Below are 5,317 nucleotides of genomic sequence, written 5' to 3' on the forward strand. Positions count from 1 at the left end.
CCCCCACCCCCGAGGGGGCGGGCGGACCGCCGCTCCCGCACCGGCCCCGGCGGCGGGGCGCCGCCTCCGGCGGTTTCCCGCGTGGACGCGGGCTCGTCCCGTAGCCCCTCCCGCTCAGGCCCCGCGCAGCAGTTCGCAGAGGGCCTGGACCGCCGCCGGGAAGGCGTGGTCCGGTGAGGTGGCGTAGCCGATGACCAGGGCGGGTGGGGCCCCGGCGGGGGACGGGGTGGTGCGGTGCCAGGCGAGGCCGTGGAGGGCGAGGCCGGACTGCTGGGCGCGGGCGAGGAGTTCGGGTTCGGGGGTGGATCCGGGCGGCAGTCGGAGGACGACGTGCAGGCCGGCCGCGATGCCGGTGACCCGGACGTGCGGGGCGTGTTCGGCGAGCGCCGCGACCAGGTGGTCGCGCCGGCGCCGGTAGTGCAGCCGGCAGCGCCGTACGTGGCGGTCGTACGTGCCGGAGGTGATCAGCTCGGCGAGTGTCAGCTGGTCCAGCACCGGGGACATGGTGTCGGCCAGCGCCTTCAGCCGGGCGACCGGCTCGACCAGCGCGTCCGGCAGGGCCAGCCAGGCCAGCCGCAGGCCCGGCGCGAGGCTCTTGGCGGCCGTCCCGGCGTACACCACCCGTTCCGGATCCAGCGCCTGCATCGCGCCGAGCGGCTGCCGGTCGTAGCGGAACTCGCCGTCGTAGTCGTCCTCGATGACGTACCGGTCCTGCTCCCGCGCCCACCGCACCGCCTCCGCCCGCCGGTCGGCGGAGAGTGCCGCGCCGGTGGGGAACTGGTGGGCGGGGGTGAGCAGGACGGCGCCGGCCCGGGGGTCGAGCCGGTCGACCAGGGCGCCGTCCGCGTCCAGCGGCACCGGGGCGGTGGCGAGCCCGGCGGCCCGGGCGACCGCGTGCTGCGGCGGCAGCCCGTACTCCTCGACGGCCAGCGTGCGGGCGCCGCGCTCGCGGAGGGCGGCGCAGAGCAGGCCGAGGCCCTGGGTGACGCCGGTGCAGACGAGCAGGTGGTCGGGGTCGGTGCGCACGCCGCGGACCCGGGCCAGGTAGTGGGTGAGCGCCTCCCGCAGTTCGATCCGGCCGAGCGGGCTGCCGTAGTCGAGGGCCTCGTGCGGCGCGGTGGCGAGGGCGCGGCGGGCGGCGGCCAGCCAGGCGGTGCGGGGGAAGAGCGAGAGGTCGGGCCGTCCGGCCATCAGGTCGTACCGGGCGGCCGGCCGTCCCCGCACCGCCCGGGGGGCCGGCCGCCGGCCCCGGACCGGTTCCGGGACCGTCCGCCGGGCGACGGTGGTGCCGGAGCCCTGCCGGGAGCTGAGCCAGCCCTCGGCGGTGAGCTGGCCGTACGCCTCGACCACGGTGTTGCGGGCGATCCCGAGGTCCTCGCCGAGGGCCCGGGAGGACGGCAGCCGGGTGCCGGGGGTGAGCCGCCCGTCCTGGACGGCCTCGCGCAGCGCGTCCTCCAGGGCGGCCCGCAGTCCGGCGCCGGCGGCCCGGCGCTCGGTGAGGTCCAGGTGCAGGTCGCCGCCGAAGGTGGTCCAGGAGGTGCTCACGGCCCCCATTCTCGCCTGCCGGGAGGGCGCACCGGGCGGTCACCAGGTGGCGCCGGCGGGCTCCTCGACGGTGGTGTTGAGGCGGTTGAAGAGGTTGGTCAGTCCGATCATCAGGATGATCGCGGAGAGCTGCTCCTCGGTGAAGAGGTCGGCGGCGGCGTCCCAGACGTCGTCCGGGACGGCCCGGCCCGAGCGGTCGGCGATCCGGGTGGCGGCCTCGGTGAGGGCGAGGGCGGCGCGCTCCTCGTCGGTGAAGAACGGCGCCTCGCGCCAGGCGGCCACCGCGTGCAGCCGCTCGTCCGTCTCGCCGTGCTTCCGGGCGCCCTGGACGCCGGCGAACACGCAGGCGCCGCAGCCGTTGATCTGGCTGGCCCGCAGGTGCACCAGCTCCAGGAGCTTCGGGTCGGCGCCGCCCTGGTACGCGGCCTGGTAGACGGTTCGGATGCCCTGCATGGCGTCCGGCAGGACCATGGCGGGGTTCCTCATGCGCGCGGTGCGGGCGGTGCGGGTGGTGGTGGTCATGGTGTCCTCCCGGTCGGTTAGCGTCCGTCACTGGACCGACGGATCCCGACCCGAGGATGTGACAGGGTGAGCGAGGAAAACCTCCCGGCCGAACCGGCTGAACCAGTCGACCTGGCCGAACCGGCCGAACCGGCCGAACTGACCGAACCGGCTGGACCGGTCGAACCGGCCGAACTGGCCCGGCGTTTCGAGGCGGAGCGCCCCCAGCTGCGGACGGTGGCCTACCGGATGCTCGGGTCGCTCGCCGAGGCCGAGGACGCCGTCCAGGAGGCCTGGCTGAAGCTGAGCCGCAGCGACGTGGGCGGGGTGCGCAACCTCGGGGCGTGGCTCACCACCGTGGTCGGCCGGGTCTGCCTGGACCAGCTGCGCTCCCGCGCCTCCCGCCGGGAGGACCCGCTGCCCGAGCAGGAGGGCCGGGTACGGCTGCCGGACCCGGTGGTCGGCGGGCTGTCGGCGCTGGACCCGGTGCACGAGGTGCTGGTCGCGGACTCGGTCGGGCTCGCGCTGATGGTGGTCCTGGAGACGCTCTCGCCGGCCGAACGGGTGGCCTTCGTGCTGCACGACATGTTCGAGGTGCCCTTCGACGGGATCGCCGAGGTGCTCGGCCGGACCTCCGCCTCCACCCGGCAGTTGGCCAGCCGCGCCCGCCGCCGGGTCCAGGGCGCGACCCCGGCCGCGGACTCCGACAACGGCCGCAAGCGCGAGGTGGTGGAGGCCTTCCTGAGCGCCGCCCGGGGCGGGGACTTCGACGCTCTGCTGACCGTGCTCGACCCGGACGTGGTGGCCCGGTCGGACGGCGGCACGCTGGTGCCGAGCATGCTGCGCCGCGGCGCGGCGGACGTCGCCTCGCAGGCGATCGCCTTCGCCCGCTTCGCCGCCGACGGCCGGCCGGTCCTGGTCAACGGCTCGCCCGGGGTGGTGTCCTTCGCCGGGGGCCGCCCGCTGTCGGTCATGTCGTTCACCGTCCACGAGGGCCGGATCACCGGGCTGGACATCCTCACCGACCCGACCCGGCTGGCCGCCCTGGGCCTCACCGCCGGCTGACCCGGGAAGCGGTGGGGGCGCCCGGCGCGGGCGGGGTGCCCCCACCGTTCCTCCACGTGGTGTTTCCCGTCGCTTTCCGGGCCGCCGTCACGCCCGCGCGCTACGGTGCCGCCCATGGCGAACTTTGTGCTGGTGGCGGGCGCCTGGCTCGGCGCCTGGGCGTGGGACGAGGTCGCGGCGGAGCTGCGCGCGGCCGGGCACGGGGCGTACCCGCTGACGCTCTCCGGGCTCGCGGAGAAGCGCGGCGCGCCCGCCGGGCAGCGGGCACACGTGGCGGACGTCGTCGCCGAGGTGGAGCGGCTGGACCTGCGCGAGGTGGTGCTGGTCGGGCACAGCTACGCGGGCATCCCGGTGGGCCAGGCCGCCGAGCGGATCGGCGGGCGGCTGGCCGGGCTGGTCCTGGTGGACGCCAACGTGCCGGTGGCGGGGGAGTCCTTCGCCGACCAGCTGCCGGAGCCGGCCGCGCTGCGGGCCGACCTGGCCGCGCACGGGGGCTGGTGGCCGCCGCTGCCGCCGGCCGAGTTCGCCGAGCAGGGGCTGACGGTCGGGCAGATCGCCCGGATCGCCGCGGGGGCGACGCCGCACCCGGGCCCCTCGCTGACCGAACCGGCCTTCCTGGAGGGCCCGTTGAGCGATCTCCCGACGGTGTACGTGAAGTGCCTGATGGACTGGCCGGAGCCGCCGCCGGTGGTCGCCGGGCTGGTCGCGGACGGCCACTGGCGGCTGGTGGAGCTGGACACCGGGCACTGGCCGATGTTCTCCCGGCCGGCCGACCTCGCCGGGATCCTGGGCGAGGCGGCCCGGACGGCGAAGAGCGGCGGCCGGACGGCCCGGAGCGGCGGCCGGACGGCTCAGAGCGACAGGTAGACCGCGCTGCCGACGCCGGCCAGGAAGCAGTAGAGCGCGAACGGCGTCAGGCTGCGGGTCTCGAAGTACCGGGTGAGGAACCGCACCGAGACGTAGCCGGCCACGAAGGCGGCGAGGCTGCCCGCGAGGACGGGGCCGAGCACGCCGGAGTTCTCCGGCCTGAACAGCTCGGGCACCTTGAGCACCGAGGCGGCCAGGATGACCGGGGTGGCGAGCAGGAAGGAGAACCGGGCGGCGTCCTCGTGGTGCAGTCCGCGCAGGATGCCGGCGCTCATGGTGACGCCGGAGCGGCTGATGCCCGGGAACAGCGCGAGGATCTGCGCGGCGCCGATCCAGGCGCCCTGCCCGTAGCCGAGCCTGGTCAGCCGGCGGTCGGAGGCGATCGCCGGGTCCAGGCCCGGCTCGTCGGCGGCGGGTCCGGCGGTGTGTCCGGCCCGGCGGCGGCCGGTGCCGCCGCGCTTGAGCCGCTCGGCGCCGAGCAGCACGAGCCCGTTGAGGGCGAGGAAGACCGCGGCCGGGACGGGCTTGCCGAGCGCGTTGCGCAGGGCCTTCTCCAGTGCGAGGCCGGCCACGCCGACTGGGATGGTGGACAGGACGAGCAGCCAGGCGAGCCTCTCGTTGCGGGTCTCCACCCGGCTGTGCCGGATCGAGCCGAACAGCCCCTCGACCACCCGGACCCAGTCCTTGCGGAAGTAGACCACCAGGGCGAGCGCGGTGGCCAGGTGCAGGGCGACCAGGGCGGCGAGGTACGACGAGCCCTCGGCGGTCATGTCGAGGTCGTGCTGGATCCTCCCGCCGACCAGGGCGGGCAGCAGGATGCTGTGGCCGAGGCTGGAGACCGGGAAGAGTTCCGTCACGCCCTGGAGCAGGCCGACGCCTATCGCTTCCGGGTAGGTCAGGGTCGACATCGCGCACCTTCGCTCGGGGGTCGGTGGCCGGCCGGGTCGGGGGCCCTCGCGAAGCTACTACGCGCATGTAGACGTTCGGCAGCCCCGCCGTCGGAAGTTCACCGACCGTACGGCTGCGGGACACCGGGGGCGAGGTGCCCGATCAGCGCCGCCGCCACGGAGGCCAGGACGGTGGCGGACGGGACGGCCCGGTGCGCCGCGTCGCCGAGCAGGACGACGGCGGTCACCGCGGCCGGCGTGCCCGCCAGCGGCAGGGCGACGGTCAGCACGGCGAGCAGGCGGCGGGGGCGGCGCGGGGGGTCCGGGCGGGTCACGGGGGTCTCCTTCGGGCTCGACCCGCGCCACGATGCCGCCTCCCGCAGCGTCAGGTGCAAGCCCTTTTTCCGGCGCGGCCCGCCGGCGCCCGCCGTTTTCGGCCCGGTGCCCGCCCC

6 protein-coding genes are annotated in these 5,317 nt (G+C 76.3%); 2 read left to right on the forward strand and 4 right to left on the reverse strand.

Annotation, left to right across the window (positions count from 1 at the left end; genetic code table 11):
- Nucleotides 1–114: 114 nt before the first annotated feature.
- Together ACFU6K_RS30470 and ACFU6K_RS30475 are read right to left on the reverse strand one after the other, a co-directional pair.
- Complete coding sequence (locus tag ACFU6K_RS30470; RefSeq protein WP_380668436.1) at nt 115–1,545, reverse strand: PLP-dependent aminotransferase family protein; 1,431 nt, start codon at nt 1,543–1,545, stop codon at nt 115–117.
- A gap of 39 nt (nt 1,546–1,584) precedes the next feature.
- On the reverse strand, nt 1,585–2,067 hold the full coding sequence (locus tag ACFU6K_RS30475; protein ID WP_380668438.1) for a carboxymuconolactone decarboxylase family protein: 483 nt from the start codon (nt 2,065–2,067) through the stop codon (nt 1,585–1,587).
- A gap of 138 nt (nt 2,068–2,205) precedes the next feature.
- On the opposite strand from ACFU6K_RS30475, the gene ACFU6K_RS30480 reads away from it, so the two are divergent.
- Together ACFU6K_RS30480 and ACFU6K_RS30485 are read left to right on the forward strand one after the other, a co-directional pair.
- Complete coding sequence (locus ACFU6K_RS30480; RefSeq protein WP_380668446.1) at nt 2,206–3,111, forward strand: sigma-70 family RNA polymerase sigma factor; 906 nt, start codon at nt 2,206–2,208, stop codon at nt 3,109–3,111.
- A 114-nt stretch (nt 3,112–3,225) separates the two neighbouring features.
- Complete coding sequence (locus ACFU6K_RS30485) at nt 3,226–3,978, forward strand: alpha/beta fold hydrolase (RefSeq protein ID WP_380668440.1); 753 nt, start codon at nt 3,226–3,228, stop codon at nt 3,976–3,978.
- Here ACFU6K_RS30485 and ACFU6K_RS30490 read toward each other — a convergent pair.
- Together ACFU6K_RS30490 and ACFU6K_RS30495 are read right to left on the reverse strand one after the other, a co-directional pair.
- Nucleotides 3,963–4,886: an undecaprenyl-diphosphate phosphatase gene (locus ACFU6K_RS30490; RefSeq protein WP_380668442.1), complete on the reverse strand. Its 924-nt coding sequence runs from the start codon at nt 4,884–4,886 to the stop codon at nt 3,963–3,965. The genes ACFU6K_RS30485 and ACFU6K_RS30490 overlap by 16 nt on opposite strands.
- Before the next feature lie 98 nt (nt 4,887–4,984).
- Entirely contained in the window at nt 4,985–5,200 is a 216-nt protein-coding gene (locus tag ACFU6K_RS30495) for a hypothetical protein (RefSeq protein ID WP_380668444.1), read from the reverse strand.
- Between the last annotated feature and the right edge of the window lie 117 nt (nt 5,201–5,317).

It is taken from the genome of Kitasatospora sp. NPDC057512 (genome assembly GCF_042802135.1).
In the GTDB taxonomy this organism is placed as follows: domain Bacteria; phylum Actinomycetota; class Actinomycetes; order Streptomycetales; family Streptomycetaceae; genus Kitasatospora.

What these genes read in the sequence shown, in the direction of transcription:
- ACFU6K_RS30475 (WP_380668438.1), bottom strand. Translation starts at nt 2,067, where the DNA reads ATGACCACCACCACCCGCACCGCCCGCACCGCGCGCATGAGGAACCCC.
- ACFU6K_RS30485 (WP_380668440.1), top strand. Translation starts at nt 3,226, where the DNA reads ATGGCGAACTTTGTGCTGGTGGCGGGCGCCTGGCTCGGCGCCTGGGCG.
- ACFU6K_RS30490 (WP_380668442.1), bottom strand. Translation starts at nt 4,886, where the DNA reads ATGTCGACCCTGACCTACCCGGAAGCGATAGGCGTCGGCCTGCTCCAG.